This is a genomic window from Tianweitania sp., assembly GCF_032053605.1.
Lineage (GTDB): Bacteria > Pseudomonadota > Alphaproteobacteria > Rhizobiales > Rhizobiaceae > Tianweitania.
Genome location: NZ_DAMBUH010000069.1, coordinates 349 through 18,946, shown reverse-complemented (window position 1 = coordinate 18,946; position 18,598 = coordinate 349). Strand labels below are relative to the sequence as shown.

The 18,598-nt window shown below is 61.3% G+C and carries 19 protein-coding genes; 10 read left to right on the top strand and 9 right to left on the bottom strand.

What is annotated here, in order from left to right; genetic code table 11:
* From RTX98_RS14605 to kynA, 3 genes are all read left to right on the top strand, one after another.
* The coding region (locus RTX98_RS14605; protein WP_312797498.1) for an AMP-binding enzyme at positions 1–538 on the top strand (538 nt) is incomplete at its 5' end.
* Between the two features lie 2 nt (positions 539–540).
* On the top strand, positions 541–1,734 hold the full coding sequence (gene kynU / locus RTX98_RS14600; protein ID WP_312797497.1) for a kynureninase: 1,194 nt from the start codon (positions 541–543) through the stop codon (positions 1,732–1,734).
* A complete protein-coding gene (kynA, locus tag RTX98_RS14595) occupies positions 1,731–2,567 on the top strand; it encodes a tryptophan 2,3-dioxygenase (protein WP_312797496.1) in 837 nt (278 codons plus the stop codon). Before kynU ends, kynA begins: the two co-directional genes overlap by 4 nt.
* A gap of 21 nt (positions 2,568–2,588) precedes the next feature.
* Here the strand turns inward: kynA and RTX98_RS14590 are convergent, their stop codons facing one another.
* From RTX98_RS14590 to RTX98_RS14555, 8 genes are all read right to left on the bottom strand, one after another.
* Positions 2,589–3,758 carry a pyridoxal phosphate-dependent aminotransferase gene (locus RTX98_RS14590; protein WP_312797495.1) on the bottom strand — a complete coding sequence of 390 codons (1,170 nt, stop codon included), beginning with the start codon at positions 3,756–3,758 and terminating at the stop codon, positions 2,589–2,591.
* Between the two features lie 38 nt (positions 3,759–3,796).
* On the bottom strand, positions 3,797–5,044 hold the full coding sequence (locus tag RTX98_RS14585; protein WP_312797493.1) for a cysteine desulfurase-like protein: 1,248 nt from the start codon (positions 5,042–5,044) through the stop codon (positions 3,797–3,799).
* 3 nt (positions 5,045–5,047) lie between these two features.
* Positions 5,048–5,818, bottom strand: coding sequence for an amino acid ABC transporter ATP-binding protein (locus RTX98_RS14580; RefSeq protein ID WP_416223132.1), 771 nt, complete (start codon positions 5,816–5,818; stop codon positions 5,048–5,050).
* A gap of 52 nt (positions 5,819–5,870) precedes the next feature.
* Entirely contained in the window at positions 5,871–6,545 is a 675-nt protein-coding gene (locus tag RTX98_RS14575) for an amino acid ABC transporter permease (RefSeq protein WP_312797491.1), read from the bottom strand.
* A 69-nt stretch (positions 6,546–6,614) separates the two neighbouring features.
* Positions 6,615–7,409 carry an ABC transporter substrate-binding protein gene (locus tag RTX98_RS14570; RefSeq protein WP_312797488.1) on the bottom strand — a complete coding sequence of 265 codons (795 nt, stop codon included), beginning with the start codon at positions 7,407–7,409 and terminating at the stop codon, positions 6,615–6,617.
* An 81-nt stretch (positions 7,410–7,490) separates the two neighbouring features.
* The gene (locus RTX98_RS14565) at positions 7,491–8,612 is read right to left on the bottom strand and encodes an aminotransferase class V-fold PLP-dependent enzyme (protein WP_312797487.1); all 1,122 of its coding nucleotides are present in this window, start codon (positions 8,610–8,612) and stop codon (positions 7,491–7,493) included.
* A gap of 123 nt (positions 8,613–8,735) precedes the next feature.
* The gene (locus tag RTX98_RS14560; protein WP_312797486.1) at positions 8,736–9,422 is read right to left on the bottom strand and encodes a GntR family transcriptional regulator; all 687 of its coding nucleotides are present in this window, start codon (positions 9,420–9,422) and stop codon (positions 8,736–8,738) included.
* 185 nt (positions 9,423–9,607) lie between these two features.
* The gene (locus tag RTX98_RS14555; protein ID WP_312797485.1) at positions 9,608–10,645 is read right to left on the bottom strand and encodes a class I SAM-dependent methyltransferase; all 1,038 of its coding nucleotides are present in this window, start codon (positions 10,643–10,645) and stop codon (positions 9,608–9,610) included.
* A 302-nt stretch (positions 10,646–10,947) separates the two neighbouring features.
* Between RTX98_RS14555 and RTX98_RS14550 the strand changes: the two genes are divergently transcribed.
* Positions 10,948–12,945, top strand: coding sequence for a putative bifunctional diguanylate cyclase/phosphodiesterase (locus tag RTX98_RS14550; protein WP_416223131.1), 1,998 nt, complete (start codon positions 10,948–10,950; stop codon positions 12,943–12,945).
* A gap of 30 nt (positions 12,946–12,975) precedes the next feature.
* Here RTX98_RS14550 and RTX98_RS14545 read toward each other — a convergent pair whose 3' ends face one another.
* On the bottom strand, positions 12,976–13,863 hold the full coding sequence (locus RTX98_RS14545) for a LysR substrate-binding domain-containing protein (protein ID WP_312797484.1): 888 nt from the start codon (positions 13,861–13,863) through the stop codon (positions 12,976–12,978).
* Between the two features lie 178 nt (positions 13,864–14,041).
* Here RTX98_RS14545 and RTX98_RS14540 point away from each other — a divergent pair, with 178 nt between their 5' ends.
* From RTX98_RS14540 to RTX98_RS14515, 6 genes are all read left to right on the top strand, one after another.
* A complete protein-coding gene (locus RTX98_RS14540) occupies positions 14,042–14,737 on the top strand; it encodes an ABC transporter permease subunit (RefSeq protein ID WP_312797499.1) in 696 nt (231 codons plus the stop codon).
* Positions 14,737–15,468 carry an ABC transporter permease gene (locus RTX98_RS14535; RefSeq protein WP_244641573.1) on the top strand — a complete coding sequence of 244 codons (732 nt, stop codon included), beginning with the start codon at positions 14,737–14,739 and terminating at the stop codon, positions 15,466–15,468. The genes RTX98_RS14540 and RTX98_RS14535 overlap by 1 nt, the downstream gene beginning before the upstream one ends.
* Positions 15,461–16,252: an ABC transporter ATP-binding protein gene (locus RTX98_RS14530; RefSeq protein WP_312797480.1), complete on the top strand. Its 792-nt coding sequence runs from the start codon at positions 15,461–15,463 to the stop codon at positions 16,250–16,252. The genes RTX98_RS14535 and RTX98_RS14530 overlap by 8 nt, the downstream gene beginning before the upstream one ends.
* 63 nt (positions 16,253–16,315) lie before the next feature.
* Positions 16,316–17,152, top strand: coding sequence for a transporter substrate-binding domain-containing protein (locus RTX98_RS14525; protein WP_312797479.1), 837 nt, complete (start codon positions 16,316–16,318; stop codon positions 17,150–17,152).
* Between the two features lie 57 nt (positions 17,153–17,209).
* Positions 17,210–18,331 (top strand): FAD-dependent oxidoreductase, encoded by a 1,122-nt coding sequence (locus RTX98_RS14520; protein ID WP_312797478.1) that lies wholly within the window; start codon positions 17,210–17,212, stop codon positions 18,329–18,331.
* A partial coding sequence (locus RTX98_RS14515) for a (2Fe-2S)-binding protein (RefSeq protein ID WP_312797477.1) occupies positions 18,312–18,598 on the top strand: 287 nt, incomplete at its 3' end. The genes RTX98_RS14520 and RTX98_RS14515, both read left to right, overlap by 20 nt.

Genomic DNA, 18,598 nt, shown 5'->3' with positions numbered 1-18,598 from the left:
CGGATCGACCGGCCGCCCTGTCGGCGGCTACGAGGCGCGCATCGTCGATGAGGACATGAACGAGTTGCCGCGCGGAAGCATCGGGCGCCTGGCCGTGCGCGGCCCGACCGGCTGCCGCTACCTCGCCGACGACAGGCAGCGCGATTCCGTGCGGGACGGATGGAACCTGACCGGCGACACCTTCATCCAGGACGAGGAAGGCCGCTTCCATTTTGCCGCGCGCTCCGACGACATGATCGTCTCGGCAGGCTACAATATCGCCGGACCGGAGGTGGAAGCCGCACTTCTTGCGCATGAGCATGTGCTGGAATGTGCGGTGATCGGGGCGACAGACCGTGACCGCGGCGAGATCGTGGAAGCCTATGTGGTGCTCGCTTCCGGCATCGATGCGGGTGACGAGACGGCCAAACTGCTGCAGGATCATGTGAAGGCGACGATTGCGCCTTACAAATATCCGCGCTCTGTGAAATTCGTGGATGTCCTGCCGAAAACCCAGACAGGCAAGATCCAGCGATTCCTGCTGCGCCAACAAGGCTGACGATGACCGACTTTACCACCACGCGGAAACTGTTCCACCTTCCTGACGGCGTGATCTACCTCGACGGCAATTCGCTGGGGCCGCTGCCTGTTGCCGCCGCAAAGAGGGTGAGCCAAACACTCGAAGCCGAGTGGGGCGAGATGCTGATCCGCGGCTGGAACGCTGCCGGCTGGATGGAACAGCCGGCGCGCGTCGGTGATCGCGTCGGCCGCCTCGTCGGCGCAGAGCCTGGCACCGTTGTCATGGGCGACACGCTGTCGATCAAGGTCTATCAGGCTCTGGCAGCCGCGCTGGACCTTAATCCGGGCCGAAAGGTTGTTCTGTCCGACAACGGCAATTTTCCGTCCGACCTTTACATCGCGCAAGGCCTGCTGCGCTCGCGCGGCGCTGGACATGAGTTGAAGGTCGTTGACCCGGAAGCGGTGGAAGCCGCCATCGATGACACCGTCGCCGTTCTGATGCTGACCGAAGTGGATTACCGAACCGGCCGGCTCCACGACATGAAGGCGCTGACCGCCAAGGCCCATGCGGCCGGCGTCATCACCGTATGGGATCTCGCTCATTCCGCCGGCGCCTTGCCGGTGGAACTCGCCGCCGCGCAAGCGGACTTCGCGGTTGGGTGCACGTACAAATATCTGAATGGCGGCCCTGGCGCACCGGCCTTCATCTATGTCGCGCCCCGCCATGCGCATACGGCACGCCCCAGCCTGTCGGGCTGGATGGGTCATGAAGCGCCCTTCGCCTTCGATCTGGATTACCGCGCCGGAACCGGCATAGAGCGCATGCGGGTCGGCACACCGCCGGTGATCGCGCTGGCGTCCCTGGAAGCCGCGCTCGATGCTTGGAACGGCGTCGACATGGGCGATCTTCGCGCCGCCTCCATTGCCTTGTCGGAGAGCTTCATCAAGCAAGTCGAAGCGCGCTGCCCTGATCTCACCCTCGCATCGCCGCGCGATCCGAGCCGCCGCGGCAGCCAGGTCTCGTTCCGCCACCCGGAAGGCTACGCCATCATGCAGGCGCTCATTGTCCGTGGCGTCATCGGCGATTTCCGCGCGCCCGACATCCTGCGCTTCGGCTTCACCCCGCTATACGTATCGCAGGAAGATGTGTTGCGCGCCGTCGAAATCCTGGCCGAGATCATGGCCGATCGTCTTTGGGACAAAGAGGAATACCGCAAGAAGGCACGCGTCACATGACCGAGCCCTACGATCCCCAGAAGGAAGGGGCGCAGATGTCGTTCAAGGACCGCATGGCCTATGGCGACTATCTCAGCCTCGAGCGCATCCTGAACGCGCAAGAGCCGCTGTCCGATGCGCATGACGAGATGCTGTTCATCATTCAGCATCAGACGTCCGAACTATGGATGAAGCTCGCGATCCACGAGTTGCGCTCTGCTATCGCGGCGATCCGCGGGGATCAGTTGCAACCGGCCTTCAAGATGCTGACGCGGGTCGCGCGCATTTTCGAGCAGCTCAACAATGCCTGGGATGTGCTGCGCACGATGACGCCCAGCGAATACAGCCACTTCCGCGATGCGCTCGGCCAATCCTCGGGCTTCCAGTCCTACCAATATCGCGCCATCGAGTTCCTCGCCGGCAACCGCAACCTTGCCATGCTCAACCCGCACAGCCACCGCCCGGAAGTTCTGGCCGGCCTTGAAGACATCCTGTCTGCGCCGAGCCTCTACGATGAAGCGCTGCTTCTGCTTCACCGCAATGGCTTCGACATTGGCGAGGAAGCTGAGCGCAGCGAGTGGCGCAGTGCGCGGTCAGAGAACCCGAAGGTGGTGGAAGCCTGGAAGGCGATTTACGCCGACGAGGAGAAGTACTGGACCCTCTACGAGCTGGCCGAAAAGCTGGTCGACTTCGAGGACTATTTCCGCCGCTGGCGCTTCAACCACGTCACCACGGTCGAACGCGTTATCGGCCTCAAGCGGGGCACCGGCGGCACTGGCGGCGTTTCCTATCTCCGCCGCATGCTGGATGTCGTCCTCTTCCCCGAGCTTTGGAACGTAAGGACGGTGCTCTAAGCCGTCCCTTAGCGACACCTTCTACAGATTGTTGAAGAACGTGCCGAGCCGATCCATGGCTTCCTCGATCCGCTCATAGCTTTCGGAGCCGAAGCAAACGCGCAGATGACTGTTGCCTGATGCGCCATAGAAGCTGCCGGCTTCCACCACCACGCTGGCCTTTTCAAGAATGGCGTCGGCGGCTTCCTGGGCGGTCAATCCCGTGCCGGAAATATCCGGAAAGGCGTAGATCGTGCCCTCAGGTGCCGCGCAGATGACGCCGGGCATCTGGTTCAGACGTTGCACAACGAGGTCGCGCTTGCGGCGATCGTCATCCACCATTGCGTCCAGCACCTCCGCCGGCCCGGTCACGGCTGCCAGCGCACCATACTGGATGAAGGTGTTGACGTGGGTCACTTCATTCATCGTGATCTTCATGATGCCCGACATCATCGCCTTGTCGGCAACGAGGTAGCCCAATCGCCAGCCGTCCATCGCATAGGCCTTGGTGAAGGCGAACATGGAAACGGTGCGCGCCTTCATGCCCGGCAGGGAAGCGATGGAGGTGTGTTCGACGCCGTCGAACAGGATCTGCTCATAGACCTCGTCTGACACCACGACGAGATCATGCTCGGTCGCGAGATCCGCGACGACCTGCAACTCCTCGCGCGAATAGACACGGCCGGTCGGATTGGCCGGATTGACGAGCACGATCATGCGTGTCCGCTTGGTGATCTTGGCTTCGATCAGATTGCGCCGGATGCGGAAGCCGGCTTCCCGATCGAGCGGCGCCAGAACCACCTTCGCGCCCGCCATCTCGATCTTGTTGACGTGCTGCGGATAGAACGGCTCGAGCAAAATGCATTCGTCGCCATCGTCGAGCAGCGCCATGAACGCGGCATAGGACGCTTGCGTCAGCCCGTTCGTGACGAGAATCTCGTCAGCCGCCACGTCCAGCTTGTTGTAGGAGGCAAGCTTGTCCTTGAGGGCCGCGCGCAAGGCGCTTTCGCCGCGCATGTCGCTGTAATGAACCTCGCCGGCCCACAAGGCGTCGGCAGCGGCCTTCTTGATGTGGTCGGGCGTATCATGAAACGGCTTGCCGAGTTCGAGGTGGATGAGGTCGGCGCCCGTCGCGGCCTTGGCCATCGCCTTTTCGAACATGCCGTAATTCTTCGGCGATGTCTGCGTGATGCGTCGGGCAAAGCGGGTCATGGATATCTCCGGATAATCAGGCAAGCGGCGGTCGCGCTCTAAAGGATCTCGCCAAGCGCTGCGTCGAAGCGCTCGATTTCGGCGGCTGAATTGTAATGAACGAGCGAAAGGCGCATCGCGCCGCTCGCCATTTCAAGGCCGAGCCTTTCCATCAGTCGTGGCGCGAACATGTGCCCGTCGCGAATGCCGATGTCGCGGTCGGCCAAGGCCTGCGCGATTTCCGCCGGCGCATGACCCGGAAAGTTGAAGCAGATGGTCGGCACGCGCTTGCTGGCTCGCTCCGCATCAGCCAAACCGTAGATCACGGCACCGCGCCGGTGCAGCACGTCGAGGCAGCGGGCCGAAAGCTCGCGCTCGTAAGCTTGGATCGCCGCCATCGCAGTCGCGATCGCCTGCCGCCGCGAACCCGTCGCGCCGAGTGTCTCACCGAGCCCTTCAAGGTAACGGATGGCGGCCGCCATGCCCGCGACATTCTCATAAACGAAGGTGCCGACCTCAATCTTGAAGGGCGGTTCGTTCGGGATGAAGTCTTCGCGGAACGTCGGCAGAGCGCGCAGTTTGTCGAGCTTGCCCCACAGAAAACCCATATGCGGCGAGAACGTCTTGTAGCCCGAGCAGATCAGATAATCGCAGTCCCAGGCCTGAACATCGATCAGCCCGTGCGGACCGTAATGAACGCAATCCACGAACACTTCGGCGCCGACACCATGCGCGGCATCAGCAACGGAGCGAACATCGACAAGCGTTCCCAGCGCGTGGGAGGCTGCCGTGAAGGCAACCAGCCGCGTGCGTTCGTTCAATAACGGCTGAAGGTCTTCAAGGTAGAGCTTGCCGTCATCGCGCATGCGCCACCAGGCGAACTTGGCGCCGAGCGCTTCGAGCGCCAGCCACGTCGCGATATTGGCGTCATGATCGAGATCGGTCACCACGATCTCGTTGCGCTCTCCCAGCATCTGTCCAATGCCGAGGCTGACCAGCCGAATAAAGGAGGTCGCATTCATTCCGAACGAGACTTCGGCTGGGTTCTCCGCGTTCAGGAACAGGGCAACCGTTTCGCGCGCATCCGCCATGGAGCGATCCACCGCCACGCTCTGCCGGTAACGCCCACCACGCTGAACATTGTGGTGCAGCAGATGCGTGTTGACCGCATCGAACCCACCCTGCGGCACCTGCGCGCCCGCCGCATTGTCGAAGAAGATGAACGGTCCTGCCTGCGCTAATGCGGGAAATTGCGCCCGCACGGCATCCACCGGGAAAGGCATAGTTGAAGCAGAAGTCGCGGTCATCGCTCAGTGCATGATCTGATTGAGGAAGGCACGCGCGCGGGGCTCGGTTGGATTGGCGAAGAAGGCGTCCGGGGCCGCCACTTCCTTGATCTCGCCGGCATCCATGAAGATCACGCGGTCGGCCACTTCGCGGGCAAAACCCATCTCGTGGGTCACCACCATCATGGTCATGCCCTCATCGGCCAGGCCGATCATGGTTTCGAGCACTTCGCGCACCATCTCGGGGTCGAGCGCCGAGGTCGGCTCGTCGAACAGCATGATCTTCGGCACCATGCACAAGGATCGCGAGATGGCCGCACGCTGCTGCTGGCCGCCGGAAAGCTGGAACGGATACTTTCTGGCCTGTTCGGCAATCTTGACCCGCTCGAGGTAGTGCATGGCGCGCTCCTCGGCTTCGCGCTTCGGCACCTTGCGTACCGAGATCGGCGCCACCGTGCAGTTCTCGAGAATGGTCAGGTGCGGAAACAGGTTGAAGTGCTGGAACACCATGCCGACATCCTGCCGCACCACATCCAGCTTCTTCATGCCCGGCGTCAGCTCCTGGCCGTTCACCCGCAGCGTCCCGCTTGCATGGGTCTCCAGCTGGTTGATGGTGCGGATCAGCGTCGACTTGCCCGAACCGGACGGCCCGCACAACACGATGCGTTCCCCCGAGGCAACATCGAGATCGATGTCGCGCAAGGCGTGGTAGCTGCCATACCACTTGTTGATGCCGCTCATGCTGACGACAGGCGGGCTGTTTCGATCGATTACATGCGGATGCGCGGCAGTCATGAGGGCCTCGATGTCAGGCGAGCCGGTAAGCGGAAGAAAGTGCGCAAGACGATCATCGCATCTGCAGACGCTGGTTGCGCGCTTCGAGATAGCCAACGACGCGAACCAGCGGCCATAGCAGCGCGAGGTAGATGATGGCCGCGCCGATCAGCGGGGTCGGATTGGCCATCAGCGCCTGTGCGTCCTGCGCCTGCTTCAACAGGTCGGGCATGGCGACGACCGACGCGAGTGCGGTGTCCTTGAAGACGGCAATGGAGTTGCTGGTCAGTGGGGGAATGATGACCTTTACAGCCTGCGGCAGGATGATCTTGCGCATTCCAAGCCAGAAGGGCATGCCCAGCGTCGCCGCCGCCTCGAACTGTCCGACGGGCACGTTCTGGATGCCCGCGCGGCAGACTTCGGCCGTGAAAGCCGCCAGCACCATAGAGAGCGCCAGCAAAGCGGAAACAAAGGAGCTGAACCGGATGCCGACGAAAGGAAGCGCGTAGTAAATCAGGATCAACAGAACCAGGATCGGCAGCGCGCGGAACATGTCGATATAGGCGACTGCAAGCAGCTGGACCGGTCGAGGCGCATAAAGCCTGACCAGACATAGAAGCAGCCCCGCAAACGTCCCCAAAACGATGCTGCAACACGCCAGAACAACCGTATTGCTCAGGCCGCGCATCAGGATCGGGAACGATCGCAGCAGGATGTCCCAGTTAAAGAAAGTGTCGATCAATTCCATGGGGGCAGCCCGCACCGATCGTGAAGAAGAGGCCGGCGAAGCGCCTGATCGACGCCTCGCCAAGCGTGCTTACTGTGCGGTCGGGACCGGCATGGCGGTCAGCGTGCTGGTAACTGCTTCAGGCGCCACGCCGAACCACTTTTCGTGAATCTTGGCCATGGTGCCATCGCTCTTCATGGCGGAAATGGCATCGTTGATTTCCGGCAGCATCGGCAGGTTCTTCTTAGCCATCATGGCGAAACGCTCGCCGGTCGGAATGCGCACCAGAACTTTCAAGGACGGGATCTGCTTGATCGCGAACTGGAAGCCGGCGAGTTCGCCGGCACCGCCATCGATGCGACCGTTCTGAACGTCGAGCAGCAGGTCCTGCTGGGCATTGTAGCTCGTGACATCGGCGATGCCGTATTTCTCGGCGTTTTCCTTGGCCCACTTGTCGCCCGTGGTGCCTGCAACAACGCCGATCGTCTTGCCCTTCAGATCTTCAAGCGTCGCAATTTCGGTACCCTGACGACCCACGATCGTGCCGTCGCTGTCATAATAAGGCTGCGTGAACGACTGGTTGGCCAGACGCTCGTTGGTGACCGAGATGGAAGACACGGCAAAATCGATGCGGCCCGACGCGGTGGCCGCAAACATGGCCTGGAAGCCCAATTCCTGGATCTCTATACCCTTGCCGATCCGCTTGGCGGCTTCGGTCGCGACGTCGATCTCGAAGCCTTCGAACGTGCCGGCTTCGTTCTTGAACTCCCAGGGCGGGTTGGCAGCATAGGCGCCAAGCACGACGTTTTCCTGTGCTTGAGAAGGCAAGGCAAGCGCGCCGAATGCGGTCAGCGCCAATGCGATAAGGCTCATGCGTTTGTTCATGGTCTTTCCCCTTATGTGCCAGTCATGCTGGCTTTTTCGCCGCTGCGGTTTAAAAGGCGCAGCAACACTCTTGTGGCACGTCTACTTGCGCAACATCGAGTGAAGCGCTTCTCCCAAAGCCTCCACATCGTTTTGCGTCGTCACGATGCCCGGCGACAGGCGCAGTGTGGTGCCGCGCGCATCAGCATAAAGCGCGCGTTGGCGTAAGCCCGCAACAACCTCGCTGGGCACCGCATGATCGGGCAAAGTGATCATCACGCTTCCGCCGCGTTCTTGTGGGCTTTGAGGCGATGTCAACGTCCAGCCATTCTCTTGTGCGATAGCCACCAGACGCTCCGTCGAGTTCCGGTTCTGAGCGGCAATCGCCTCAACGCCTGTTCTTTCTACCCATTGAAGTCCGGGCAGGGACGCAACGCTGGCAAGGATCGCGGGCGTGCCATGGTCGAAGCGGCGCGCATCCGAGGCATAGCTGAATTTGTCCAGATCCCAGGAAAACGGGTTTTCCTGGCTGAACCAGCCTCTCAGCTCGGGCTCGCATTGAGCGATAAGGTCCGGCTGAACATAGAGAATGCCGGCACCCGACGTGCCGCACAGCCACTTGAGTGAGGTGGAGACAACAAAGTCCACCGGCAGCGTGGCAACCGAAAATGGTACGACGCCCACGCCTTGCGTAATATCCACGCCGATGATCGAGCCCATGCGACGGCCATGTTCGGCTAGCCGCGCGACATCGCAACGGTGGGAGGTGGTGGAGGATACCAGCGTCAGGAGCGCAAGGCCGACATCTGGCCCCCAGCGTTCCAGAAGATCGTCGTCGTTGACCCACCGCTCGCCCTCGCGCATCGGAACGGTATCGAGCGTGAAGCCGAACCTGTCCTGCAGCTTCGCCAGCAGGAAATGCAGACTGGGGAAACAATCGGCGGCTACCAGCACGCGCTTGTTCCTGAGACGACCCGCAGGCAGGCCGCCGATCAGGCTGAACAGAGCGGTCGTGACATTCTCGGCGGTAGTCAAACTGTGGGCTGGAGCCGAGATGAGCCGTTCCCAGGCTTCTATGAACGCTTGCCGCTGATGCAGAGCATAGGGCCACTGCGCGTCATCTTCCGCCGACCATGCTTCTGAAAAACGGCTGAGAGCCTGCGCCATCGAAGTCGCTTTGCCGGGGAAAGTGCCGATCGAGTGATAAAGGAAGTAGCCGGACATCAACCTCTCCGTCAATTTGATCAAATGATCATGAAGCTGGCTTGGACGTCAAGAGCCTTCCTTTAAGTTCAAAACGTCTACAGACGCGGAGCAGTCACAGCGGCGCCCCCATCGCCCCATCGGCTAGTGGCAAAGGTCCTTCAACATGTCCCAGGTCGTCTGGATATCCTGCTCCAGTTCCTGCCGCGTACGGCTTTCGTCGCGTGCTTCGATGGCCGCCAGGATTGCAAGGTGCTGCTTGATGTATGGTTCGTGCGGGCCTTGCTCGACCAGAGGTCGGACATGTGTGGAGAGCATCCGCATATAGGGTCCGAACCGCAGCCAAAGCGTGTCGATGAGCTGCACCAGAACATCGGAGTCTGACGCTCGATAGATTGCAAAGTGAAAGTCGCGGTTCGCGAGCAGCATCTGGTAAACGTTGCCGGCCTTTGCCGCAGCAGTATGCTGTCCTTCGATAGCCGCCAAGCGCGTGCGGTCTTCGTCCGTGATGAAGCGTGCACCAAGTTCTGCTGCCAAGCCTTCCACTGCCATGCGCGCACGGCACAGATCGTCCAAGCGGGCGCGGGATACGACGGGAACGCGGGCTGATCCGTTGCGGGCGACATCGAGCGCTGTTTCGGCTGCGAGCCGGCGCAAGGCCTCGCGCACAGGCATGTGGCTCGTCCCGAACTGCCCGGCCAACGACGAGATCGTCAGGGTCTGCCCTGGATCGAAGTCGCCGTTGATAAGCGCGTTGCGAAGCTGCCGATAAACCAAGTCCTGGATCGTGGCACGGGCGGTAACTTGTTCGAAGCCGGGTTCAGATTGCAAGAAGGACGATCCTGGATACTGCGCTGTCAGCTGCATGGTACACAGGGTTGCTGTTTACCCCAACTCCTGTGACACCGAATGCGCCAGGATTACCGCGGCAGGTCGAGCAAGACCAGAACGAACGGGTCATCCTGAACAGCAGTCCGCGCGGTCCCAGAACCAACCGCGCGTTGCCGGCTCTCATCTCAGCCGTTCTTGCGGATCGTCGCGTACACGATGTTGCGGTTGTCGCCGTAATACACCTGCGCATCCACCGTGTTACGATCGACACTGGCATTGACGATGTCCCACATCTCCGCTTCGGTGCGCAGCAGCAGCGACCAGTTCATGAAGGTTTCCATGAAGCCGTCGTCGGGAATGCCTGCGGCGAAGTTGGCAAACAGGAACATGCCTTTCGGCTTCAGCATCTGCATGCACTTCTTGGTCAGCCTGACGGCAACCTTGCGGGGCAGATAGTCGTAGAGGCCGGCGGCGTACACGAAATCGAACTGGCCAAGCTGGTACGTGTCGGTCAGGAGACCGCTGACCGAGCCATCGATCGGCGTGACCGCCGTTTCTGCGAAGTCGCGCACCATCGAGCCGACGCTGAGCGGATCTTGGTCGAGCGCCACCCAGCGGGCGAGGTCACCGCTTTGTAATGCGATCGAGCGGTTGGCCTCGCGCAAGTGACCGGCAGCGATGGTCAGGATCTCCGCGTCTTTGCCATGCGTGGCCGCCACTTCGTCCACGTAGGTGGTCAACAGATCGCGCCGCTCGCGCACAGCAGCCGAGGATTGTGCGGCGCTGGAAACCTTGTAGACCTGCTGCCCGACCGGCGAGGCTGCGGCGATCGCACCTTCCGCCGACGGGTGGCGATAGATGAAGTCGAGCAACTGAGCATCACCGGAATATCCGCGCGGCTTTTCGAATGACCACCGCACGAACGGATCCTGCAACAGGAAATCGGCGACAGCGTGGTTCTGCACGAAAGGAATGAAACTCTTCCAGACCTGCGGGCTCACTCGGCTGCGAATTCCGTGCAGATCTTCGTTGATCCGGCTGGTCGCCGCCATCACATTGTCCCCGGCGAGGAAACGCTGTTCGGCAAGCTGGAGCACGAGGGCGAGTTGAGCACGGACAGTTTCCGCTGCCGGGTTCGGGTCTGCGATGACCTGCGGCCCCAGCTCTCTGGCGACTGCTTCCGGGGTAATCAGGCTCATCCCGTCCAACACAATTTGGCTCATTCCCGCTTCCCGGCTTAACTATTGTTAACCATAACGAGGGGTTAACATTCTCGGGAAGATCTTACTAGATCAATTTATTAAGCAGGTTCTAAACAGTTCGACTAAGAGGCTCGTTTTCGCAATGAAACTCAGCCGGCGTAAGGTCAATCCAGACAATTGGATGGATCCGTTAAAGCGCACGGAAAGGACCTGAGCCTATAAGAGCGATACGGGTTGCTTGGGGCGGGGAAGCGATCAGGGGGCAATTACCTTCCTGATGGCGATCCGCTCTGCCACACTAACAACAGGTTCGGTTCAGCAACATGAATGACCAGCGCCTGTCAGCAATTGTCGAGACAACGCTCCTAAGAACACCACGTGCGACTTTGCCAAAGTCGCTTCGTGGCCTCTATCAAAGCGAGAGTGACAAGCCACGGCGCATGATTGCGCGCCAGGGAATATGGCTGGCTTTCGTTATGTACCTGCTGTTTTCCCTGACAGACATATATCTGACGCCGGATATTGCCCACTATTCAATCGCCGCGCGCTTTTCAGTCGGCCTTATTGCTCTGCCATTCTTTGAATATCAGTATCACCGCAACGTAAGCTCAGACGTCTTGGATCTCACCTGCGCAGTGGGGCTGGTGGCCAGCTATCTTGCATGGCTGATTACGTCCATTTCCACGGAATATACCCTCAATTTTTCGTATTACATGTTCTATGGCGCCATCTTTATGATGGCTGCAAACCTGTTCTTCAGCTTCCACTTTGTCTTGTCTGTAATTTCATCCTCGGCAATTTTAGTCAGTGTGCTAACAGCGCTTTACATCCTTCCCGGAAGCGAAGCCTATCAGGTAACCTTGGCCACCTTCTATCTCTCCTGCTTTGCTTTCACGACTTACGTGAATTGGAAGCTCAACAAGGAGCGGTTCAGCGTCTTCCTGAACGCCATGAAGGCGCGCATTCGCCAGACGGAGGCAGTTCAGCGCGGTGAAGCCCTGTTGAAGCTGTCGCGCACGGATGCGCTCACCGGCGTCGCCAACCGCCGTGCGGTGGACGAGAAGCTGCGCGATTTCTGGGACGACTGGCAGATGCTCGGCATGAGCTTCTCGGCGATGCTGGTGGATGTCGACTTCTTCAAGAAGTTCAACGACTTTTACGGCCATCAGGAAGGCGATCATTGCTTGCGCCTGGTGGCCGATGCGCTCAGCGAAACCATCAACAAGCATCATGGCTTCATCGGCCGTTACGGCGGCGAGGAATTCATCATCCTGGCTCCTATAACCACCGAAGACGAAGTGGCCGAGCTTGCCGAAGGCATCCGTCTTGCCGTCGAAGATCTTCGGATCGCCCATGAACAGCGGCGCGATGGCACGTCCTTCGTCACGGTCAGCGTGGGCGCGGCTCTGGTGCGGCCGCGCAATGATGGCAAGCTGGAGCGGATCATCCACGAAGCCGATCGCGCGCTTTATACGGCAAAGGCAAGCGGCCGGAATTGTTCGCGCGTGTTCGACCCCAACGATCCTTTCACCAGCGACGAAAGCGAGAATGTCGCTGCCCTTTTGCGGATGGCGACACGCGAAAAGCTGGTATCCTTGGTTTACCAGCCCATCCAGCACATCGCGTCCGGCGAGACCGAAGCGGTGGAAGCGCTGATGCGCCTGCGGATGCTGGACGGCACACTGGTTCTGCCGAGCCAGTTCATTCCGGTCGCCGAGCGGACCGGCGCAATCCTCGACCTCGGCCTATGGGCGATCCGCACGGTCTGCCAAGACCTCTTGATGGATGGGCACGTATCGCTGGTCAGCGTCAATGTTTCGCCGATCCAACTGAAAGCGCCCGGTTTCGCGGCATCAGTCGCTGCGATCCTTTCTGAGACCGGCGTCAGCGGCAGCAAGCTTGCCTTCGAGATTACCGAAGGCCTCGACATGGAAATGCATTCCGACGTTCTGCGCTGCATCGCCGACCTCAAGCGGCTGGGGATCCGCATCTGGCTGGACGATTTCGGCACCGGTTTTGCCGGCCTGTCCTGGCTGCGGCTGATCGATTTCGACACGGTCAAGATCGACCGTTCCTTCCTGCATGATTGCGATACGACGCGGGGCAAGGCGATGCTGCGCGACATCGTCGGCCTGGTGCGCAACCGCGGCCATTCGGTCCTCATTGAAGGTGTTGAAACGGACGAACATGTTGCGCTCGTGCGAGAGCTCGAAATCGACAAGGTCCAGGGTTTCCATGTCGGCCGCCCCGTCGCCGCCAAGCAGTTTCAAAGCGCCTACGCCGTGAACCCGCATCTGCACGGGTATCGCAAATCGGCCTGATGTGGTGCCGATTGCGGGGAGGGCGGATGCTTAACCGCCGCTCACCCACTCGTCGTGAAAGATAATGAACTCGCGCATGAAGCGATCGACGATATCAGACCGGGTCCGATTGGCCGGCTGGATGGCGAGAAACCCGGCATCGATGAAAAGACCAAAGCGTCGCACCGCAACTCCTCTATCGGTGAACTCGCTTGCCGAAGTCGGATCGATGATGGCGATACCCGCCCCCTCGCTCACCAGAGACAGGGCCGTGTGCGACAGCCTGGTTTCCACATTGGAAAGGCGCTGAACACCCGCAAGCGCCACCTCCACCCGCATGGCGAACACCGTGCCCGGCTCCAGGCTGATCATCCGCTGGCCCTGAAGGTCGGCCGGATGGATGACCTCCTTGGCCGCAAGCGGATGCCCGTCCGGCATGGCAACGACCGCGGCCATAGACTGCGTTTCGATAATGAAGCCCGGCCGGTCGAGCGGTCCGTCGGCATAGCCGATCTCGGCCTGACCCGCCGCCACCGCTTCGATCACCATGGAAGAGGGCAGGCCGCTCAGCGAGGCCTGCAGGTTCGGCTTGTCCCGCAGGAAGCGCGCGAGAAAGCGCGGAAGAACCCCGCTGGCCAGCGCAGGCATGGCCGCAATCCTCAGCGTGCCCGCCGCCTGCCGCGCGATCTCCTTGGCGAGAACCGCGATGTGGTTCATGCCCACGAAGGCGCGGTCGACCTCCTTCCAGAGCGTGACGGCTTCCTGCGTGGGAATGATCTGGTTGCCGCGCCGCTCGAACAGCCGCAGGTTGGTGGCATGTTCGAAGTCGCGGATGAGCCGGCTGACCGCCGGTTGCGTGATCGACATCAGCTCGGCTGCTGTCGTCATCTGCCCCGTCAGCATCACGGCACGGAACGCTTCCACCTGTCTCAGGTTCATCATCGTCTCAGCATAACATTCGCTTATTCTTGAGCGCCTATTACGAATTTGACGGAATGCAGGCGCGTTGACAATCTTGCTCTTTAGAACGCCAGCCCGCAAAACGAGCGCTGGATCAATCGACGCGTGTCAAACACGCGCGGGAACGAGAGGCTGAAGGTTGGATTACTTGCAGCTCATGGGCTTCGGGCCCAATGGGTGGGGCTATGGCATGCTCGCGGCGACCGGAATGACGGTGGCGGTCGCGCTGTGCGGTTACCTCATCGGTTCGATTCTCGGCTCGCTCGGAGCAGCGGCCGCTTTCTCGCGCTTCATGCTCTTGCGCGGCATCGCCGGGTTTTACACCACCGTTCTGCGCGGCATCCCCGACCTCCTCGTCATCTACCTCTTTTATTTCGGCTCAAGCTCGGTGATTTCCGGCGTTGCGGCCCTGTTCGGCGCTGAAGGCTTTGTCGGCGCACCCGCCTTCATCACCGGTGCCATGGCGATCGGCGTCGTGTCCGGGGCATACCAGATGCAGGTGTTCCGCGGCGCGGTGCTGGCGCTCGCCAAAGGTGAGATCGAGGCCGCCCGCGCCTATGGCATGCCGTCCTTTCTCCTGTTCCGCCGCATCATCCTGCCGCAAGCCGCCCGCTTCGCCATTCCCGGCATGGGTAATGTCTGGCAGCTGGTGTTGAAGGAGTCAGCGCTGATTTCGGTGATCGGCTTGGTCGAGATCATGCGCCAGTCGCAGATCGGCGCCGGCTCCACCCGCCAGCCCTTCAGCTTCTATCTCACGGCTGCCGCCCTCTATCTCCTGATCACCTTCGTGTCGGGCCGTGGCTTCCGCTTGGCGGAACGCCGAGCCATGCGCGGCGTGCAGGGGGCTGCGTGATGTTGATCGATTTTCCGTTTCTGTGGGAAAGCTTCACCGCTCTTTTGAAGGGCATCCCGTTGACGTTGCAGCTAACTGCGCTGTCTGTCGTCACCGGCGGCGTGCTGGCCGTTTTGTTAGCCTTGATGCGCGTGTCGAACAAATGGTGGCTCGACCTGCCGGCGCAGTTCTACGTCTTCGTTTTCCGCGGCACGCCGCTGCTGGTCCAGATCTACATCATTTATTACGGCATCAGCCAGTTTCCCGAGCTGCGCCAAAGCTGGGTCTGGCCCTTCCTGCGCCAAGCCTATTGGTGCGCGGCTTTGGCTCTGGCTTTGAACACCGCAGCCTATAGCGCCGAGATCATCCGCGGCGGGCTCCTGTCGGTGCCAGCCGGCCAGATCGAGGCGGCGCGTGCCACGGGCATGTCCGGCTTCCTCCTAATGCGCCGAATCATCTTCCCGCAGGCATTGCGGCAGATGCTGCCGGGCTACAGCAACGAAATCATCCTGATGGTGAAGTCGACCGCGCTTGCCTCCACCGTCACGCTGATGGAAGTCACCGGGATTGCCGCCAAGCTGATCTCGCAGAGCTATCGCCCGATCGAACTCTTTATCTGCGCCGGCGCAATCTACCTCGCCCTTAACTTCATCGTCGCCCGCCTGTTTGCGGCGCTCGAATATGCGCTGTCACCGGAGCGCCGCCCTGCGCCCGTGTCAGCTGCCGACAAGCCGGAGAAAGCCCGTGCCTGATCTCGCAAACACGCCCGCTGTTGTTCTTTCCGGCATCCGCAAGAGCTATGGCGAGCACGAGGTGCTGCATGGCGTCTCGCTGATCGCCAATGAAGGCGATGTCATCTCGATCCTCGGTTCGTCCGGATCAGGCAAGTCGACGCTGCTGCGCTGCATCAACATGCTGGAAGTGCCGAATGCTGGCAGCGTTTCGATCCATGGCGAAACCATCGCGCTCGACCAGAAGCCCGGCCAGCAGCCGCGCGCCCGCGACAACGCCCAGGTCAACCGCCTGCGCGCCAAGGCCGCCATGGTGTTCCAGTCCTTCAACCTGTGGTCTCACCTGACGATCCTCGAAAACCTCATCGAGGCGCCGGTGCATGTCCTGAAGCGCGACCGCAAGGACGCGATCGCCGAGGCCGAGACCCTGCTGGCCCGCGTTGGCATCGCCGAAAAGCGCCATGCCTATCCGGCTCACCTGTCCGGTGGCCAGCAGCAGCGCGCGGCGATCGCTCGCGCACTGGCGATGCATCCGAGCGTCATGCTGTTCGACGAACCGACTTCCGCGCTCGATCCGGAACTCGTCGGCGAAGTCCTGAAGGTCATGCGCGACCTCGCCGCCGAAGGCCGGACGATGCTGATCGTCACCCACGAGATGGGCTTTGCGCGCGATGTCTCCACCCGCACCGTCTTCCTCCATAACGGCGTGATCGAGGAAGAGGGCCTGCCATCCGAAGTGTTCAGGAACCCGCGTTCCGAACGCTTTCGGCAATTCATATCACGAGACGAACGAGAAGCCCGCTGACGGCTTGCCGCCGTTATCCAAGGGACAACACGGCTCGCGCCAACCATCAACAGAGGTGAACCAATGAAACTCAGATCCATCCTCGCAGCCGCCCTTCTTCTGACCGCAGGAAGCCATGCCTTCGCGCAGGAAAAGACGATCAAGATCGCGTCCGAAGGGGCCTACGCACCGTGGAACTTCTCCGGCCCGAACGGCGAGTTGCAGGGCTTCGAGATCGACCTGGCCAAGGTGCTGTGCGAGCGCATGAAGGTGAAGTGCGAGATCGTCGCCCAGAACTGGGACGGCATCATCCCCTCTCTCAACGCCAAGAAGTATGACGCGATCATGGCCGCCATGAGCGTCACCCCTGCGCGCCAGGAAGTCATCGCCTTCTCCAACCCTTATGCTGCAGGCATCAACGCCTTTGCCGTGCCGAGCGATGGTCCGCTGGCCGACATGCCCGGCACCGGCAAGACCTATTCGCTCGACACTGAAGAAGCCGCAGCCAAGCAGGACATCGAGAAGATCGCCGGCCTTCTCAAGGGCAAGTCCGTCGGCGTTCAGGGCTCCACCACCGCGTCCACCTTCATGGAAACCTACTTCAAGGACGGTGTCGATCTGCGCGAGTACAAGACGACGGAAGAGCACAATCTCGACCTGACCAGCGGCCGTGTCGATGCCGTTCTGGCCAATGCTACCGTGCTCACCGAAGCGCTGAGCAAGCCTGAAATGTCCGGCGCCAAGATTTCCGGCCCGATCTTTTCCGGCGGCGTGTTCGGCGTCATCGCTGTCGGTTTGCGCAAGGACGATACCGAGTTGAAGGCGCAGTTCGACGAGGCGATCAAGGCCGCGCTCGCCGACGGCACGATCAAGGAACTCTCCATGAAGTGGTTCAAGGTCGACGTCAGCCCGCGCGGCTGATCCGGCATCTCCGGTGCGGTCTTCAACGACTGCACCGCATTTCCTTGCGGACTTCTGATGACCTCATCCCCCCTCGAAATGGTTGTGATCGGCGGCGGCCTTGTCGGCTCGACGCTGGCCTGGGGCCTGGCGCGCGCCGGGCTGCAAACGACCGTTCTCGACGGTGCGGATCTCGATCCCCGTGCATCCCGTGCCAACTTCGCGCTGGTCTGGGTACAGGGCAAAGGCATCGGCAAGCCGGCTTACGCGCTGTGGTCCAAGGCGTCGGCCGAACGCTGGCCGCAACTGGCCGCCGCTCTTCTTGAAGATACCGGCATTGACGTGTCCTTGAACCAGAACGGCGGCTTTTCCTTCGCGCTCGACCCGCTCGAACTCGAAACATGGCAAGCCGAGATGCAGGACATCGTCCGCGAAACCAACGGCCGTGCTGCCCCCTTCGAGGTGCTCAGCGGCACTGAGACCCGGTACCGCCTGCCTTTCGTCGGCCCGGACGTTGTCGGCTCCATCTATTCGCCGCTCGATGGCCATGTGAACGCGCTACGCCTATTCCGCGCGCTTCACACGGGCATGAAGAAGCGCAACGTGGATTACCGCGCCGGCCACGCTGTCGAGCGCATCGAGCCCGTCCGCGATGGCTTTCGGCTGATCGGACCGAACGGCACGCTTGTTGCCCAGCGCATCGTTCTCGCCGCCGGTCTCGACAATAGCCGTCTGGCCGAAATGGTCGGCCTTCATGCGCCGATGAAGCGCAGCAAGGGCCAGATCCTCGTCACCGAAAAATGCGCGCCCTTTTTCGACTACACCTCCGCCACCCTGCGCCAGACCGACGAGGGCGGCGTCATGATTGGCGACAGCGAGGAAACGCATACGGCAGCCCAGGCCACCAATCAGGACATCAGCGCCGTGCTCGCTAATCGCGCAGTCCGCACTTTCCCGGTGCTGGGCGACCTCAACATCGTGCGCAGCTGGACCGGCCTGCGCGTCAAGCCGCTTGATGGTCTGCCGATCTACGAGCAATCCGCCAGCCACCCCGGCGCCTTTATCGCGGTGTGCCATTCCGGCGTGACGCTCGCCGCCAATCACGCCCTGGTTGTTGCGCCCCAGATCGCGGCGGGCGCCCTGTCGCACGGTCTTGCAGCCTTCGGATCGCAGAGGTTTCATGCTTCGCAGACTGCGTGAGGTCATTGATCCCGTGACCTTCTCTTTCGACGGCCGCCCGGTCACCGCCGAGCGCGGCGACACGCTTGCCGCCGCACTGCTTGCTGGCGGCGTCGATACCTTCCGCCATTCCGTCGTCGGCGACCAACCGCGCGCGCCCTATTGCCTGATGGGCGTGTGCTTCGAATGCCTGGTCACCGTCGACGGCGTTCAGAACCGCCAAAGCTGTCTGATGGAAGTGCGCGACGGCATGGGGGTCGCCAGCCAGCGCGGCGGCCGCCAGGTTCT

Coding starts and splice junctions, on each gene's coding strand:
- RTX98_RS14565 (WP_312797487.1), bottom strand. CDS start 8,612: ATGTCCGGCTACTTCCTTTATCACTCGATCGGCACTTTCCCCGGCAAA.
- RTX98_RS14525 (WP_312797479.1), top strand. CDS start 16,316: ATGAAACTCAGATCCATCCTCGCAGCCGCCCTTCTTCTGACCGCAGGA.
- RTX98_RS14520 (WP_312797478.1), top strand. CDS start 17,210: ATGACCTCATCCCCCCTCGAAATGGTTGTGATCGGCGGCGGCCTTGTC.
- RTX98_RS14585 (WP_312797493.1), bottom strand. CDS start 5,044: ATGACCGCGACTTCTGCTTCAACTATGCCTTTCCCGGTGGATGCCGTG.
- RTX98_RS14570 (WP_312797488.1), bottom strand. CDS start 7,409: ATGAACAAACGCATGAGCCTTATCGCATTGGCGCTGACCGCATTCGGC.
- RTX98_RS14550 (WP_416223131.1), top strand. CDS start 10,948: ATGAATGACCAGCGCCTGTCAGCAATTGTCGAGACAACGCTCCTAAGA.
- RTX98_RS14580 (WP_416223132.1), bottom strand. CDS start 5,818: ATGACTGCCGCGCATCCGCATGTAATCGATCGAAACAGCCCGCCTGTC.
- RTX98_RS14575 (WP_312797491.1), bottom strand. CDS start 6,545: ATGGAATTGATCGACACTTTCTTTAACTGGGACATCCTGCTGCGATCG.
- kynA (WP_312797496.1), top strand. CDS start 1,731: ATGACCGAGCCCTACGATCCCCAGAAGGAAGGGGCGCAGATGTCGTTC.
- RTX98_RS14545 (WP_312797484.1), bottom strand. CDS start 13,863: ATGAACCTGAGACAGGTGGAAGCGTTCCGTGCCGTGATGCTGACGGGG.
- RTX98_RS14535 (WP_244641573.1), top strand. CDS start 14,737: ATGTTGATCGATTTTCCGTTTCTGTGGGAAAGCTTCACCGCTCTTTTG.
- RTX98_RS14555 (WP_312797485.1), bottom strand. CDS start 10,645: ATGAGCCAAATTGTGTTGGACGGGATGAGCCTGATTACCCCGGAAGCA.
- kynU (WP_312797497.1), top strand. CDS start 541: ATGACCGACTTTACCACCACGCGGAAACTGTTCCACCTTCCTGACGGC.
- RTX98_RS14590 (WP_312797495.1), bottom strand. CDS start 3,758: ATGACCCGCTTTGCCCGACGCATCACGCAGACATCGCCGAAGAATTAC.
- RTX98_RS14540 (WP_312797499.1), top strand. CDS start 14,042: ATGGGCTTCGGGCCCAATGGGTGGGGCTATGGCATGCTCGCGGCGACC.